Source organism: Dehalococcoidales bacterium (genome assembly GCA_041656115.1).
In the GTDB taxonomy this organism is placed as follows: domain Bacteria; phylum Chloroflexota; class Dehalococcoidia; order Dehalococcoidales; family UBA5627; genus UBA5627.
On sequence record JBBAED010000028.1, the window covers coordinates 1 to 2,941 of the forward strand.

The following is a 2,941-nucleotide window of genomic DNA, read 5'->3' on the forward strand; positions in this document are numbered from 1 at the left end:
GTGCACTGCCTGTACACCCAGGCCTGAAATAGCTATAAAGTTTTCAGCTTCGGTTATAACAATATTCCGGCCCCGGGTGTAGCTTACCAGTGCCTGAGCAAGAGGGTGTTCGGAATATTGCTCGGTACTTGCCGCAATCGTAAGGATTTCTTCTTCTGAAAATCCGTTAAACGGTACTACATCGGTAACCTGAGGAACGCCGGATGTTAAAGTGCCGGTTTTATCCAGCACCACCGTATCAATTTTTGAGCACATCTCAAGACCGGCGGCGTTTCGTATCAGTATACCGTTTTCAGCACCGACTCCGGTGCCAACCATAATAGCGGTAGGTGTGGCAAGGCCAAGCGCACAAGGACATGCGATAACAAGAACCGCAATGGCGTTAAGGAATGCGTATATCAAAGAAGGTTCGGGCCCAAGGAAGTACCACAGAATAAAAGTAAAAACCGCAATAGTAACAACTGTGGGCACAAAAAAGCCGGAAACGACATCTGCCAGCCGTTGGACCGGTGCGCGAGAACCCTGCGCTTCATCGACGAGTTTGATTATCTGCCCAAGAACGGTATCACTCCCAACCCGGCTTGCTCTAAATGTAAAACTGCCTGCTTTGTTGATGGACGCCCCGATTACTTCATCACCGGCAGATTTTTCGACAGGAAGACTTTCACCGGTGAGCATCGACTCATCAACGGAAGAAGAACCTTTTAAAATTATGCCGTCTACGGGGATTTTTTCTCCCGGGCGGACCATGACGATGTCATCGATAACAACTTCAGAGAGAGGAATCTGCTTCTCCACACCCTCTCGAATGACCGTTGCGAATTTGGGGCTGAGATCCATCAGCTTTCTTATGGCCTGAGAGGCCTGCCTTTTTGCCCGCGATTCCAGGAATTTACCCATGAGCACCAGCGCGATAATCATGGATGAGGTATCAAAGTAAACCGTGGTCGTGATGCCGGCCGCAGAAAATACTCCCGGCAGAAGGAGAACAGCGACGCTGAAGAAATAGGCTACAGAAGTGCCCAGCGCAATCAAGGTGTTCATATCGGCAGATTTGTTTTTGAGTGCACTCCATGTACCGGAATAAAAACCGGACCCGGCCCAAAATTGTACCGGGGTTGCCAGTAACCACAAGAGGTACTCTGAATACGAAAAATCGAAAAAGAAATGGATTACCATGATGATTGCCGCCATAACGGCCGCAAATACAAATTTGGTTTTAGCCAGATTGTTATTCTCAGCGGGGATTTCGACGGCAGTATCCGGCAAAGCTTCGAATCCGGCGTTTTTGACAGCTTGAATCAGTGTTTCCGGATTTACTTCCGGGCTGTGGAAAATGGTAGCTTTTTCTGTTGCCAGATTTACAAAAGCCTTAGTTACCCCGGGGACAGAAAGAATTGACTTTTCTGTTCGCCCAACACATGCCGCGCAATGCATACCGGTGATTTTTAATACTGTTTTTTCAGCCATTTTTTCCTGAAAATAAATTTATGATTATTATAATAACACATTCAGGCGATAGAAATTCACTGTAATACAAAGTTTTATCGGTATAAATTTAGCCAGCAAGCTGGTATCATAGTTACCAGCATATACAGAAGTGTCAAACATAATTTTTTCACAAAATAAAATCGGTCGATTCATTTCCCGTTTTGACCCCGGTATATGGCTTGTCAGCCTCATAAACTTACTCCTTGCCATAGGGTTTTCAATTTGCATACCTTTTCTTGCCCTATACCTCCATCAGAACCGTGGTTTACCTATGGCGCTGGTGGGCGTAATTATTCTGATATCTGGTTTGAGCTCTGCCGGATTTGAACTAATCGGCGGGGAGCTTTGTGACCGGCTTGGCAGACGTCCGCTTGTGCTCTTTTCCGCCGTTTCAAGAAGTATTGTATATGTAATTATGGCGTTTCTGGTAAATTACAGTGCGCCAATTTGGAGCATTGCGCTTGCTTACATCGCTTCCCAGGCGATCGGCTCTATCGGAAAGCCGGCAACACAGGCAATGATTACCGACCTCGCACCTCCACAGCGCCTTACCGAATCTTTTGGTATTTTGCGCATCGGCATTAATGTCGGCTGGGCGGCCGGCCCCGCAATCGGCGGATACCTTGCCGCGTTTATGTCTTATGGTTGGCTATTTGGCGTTGCGGCTGCTATAAGCATTTTAACCGTCTTTGTGGCCATATTCCTAAAAGAATCCATCACGCAAAAAAATCAGAAGACCGATTTCAGAGGTTTACTGAACGTGACACGAAACTTGCGCTTCATGCTTTTTATCTTCTTTAACCTGCTTTTGTTTACGGCAATGGGGCAGATGATGAGCACGCTATCTATATACATTGTTGACCGAGTTGGCTACACAACGGCCCAATACGGTTTATTGCTAACAGTGAACGGCCTGATGGTTATTATATTGCAATATCCAATCGCCCGATATATAGACCGCCTGTCAAGAAGCCGGATTATCATTTTGGGTTGCGTGCTATATGCCTTTGGTTATCTGCTTTATGGCTGGGTTGGACCATATGCACTGGCTGTTATCGCCATGATTATAGTTACATTTGGTGAAATAACATTCGCGCCGGCGGCAATGAGCGTTGTTGCCGAAATTGCCCCCCGCGGCCAAAAAGGCCGCTACATGGGCTTTTTTGGTCTCAATCAGGTTGTTGGCATCTCGATTGCACCATTATTTGGTGGTATCCTACTCGACATGTTTTTGACTAATCATCTGGCGATCTGGGCATCAATCGCCGTGATGGGCTTTTTAGGTGCGGCGGCATTTTTCTGGTGGGCCCGCCACTATAAGGTTTACTAATAACAGAACCTCAGGCAGTGCGTGATAATTTCATCTGTTTTACTGAGGCAGGGGAATAATTAACTCACCGGAAACTATTGCCCCGGCCAGATATTTTATTTTATCTGTTTTATAAAGCAG

Annotated in this window: 2 protein-coding genes; one reads left to right on the plus strand and one right to left on the minus strand. The window is 46.4% G+C overall.

Annotated features, from left to right (window positions below):
* Nucleotides 1-1,470 (minus strand): heavy metal translocating P-type ATPase (locus WC958_06355; protein MFA5629843.1); only part of this gene is annotated, 1,470 nt, incomplete at its 3' end.
* Between the two features lie 130 nt (nucleotides 1,471-1,600).
* Here WC958_06355 and WC958_06360 point away from each other — a divergent pair.
* The gene (locus tag WC958_06360; protein MFA5629844.1) at nucleotides 1,601-2,821 is read left to right on the plus strand and encodes an MFS transporter; all 1,221 of its coding nucleotides are present in this window, start codon (nucleotides 1,601-1,603) and stop codon (nucleotides 2,819-2,821) included.
* The last annotated feature ends 120 nt before the right edge of the window (nucleotides 2,822-2,941 follow it).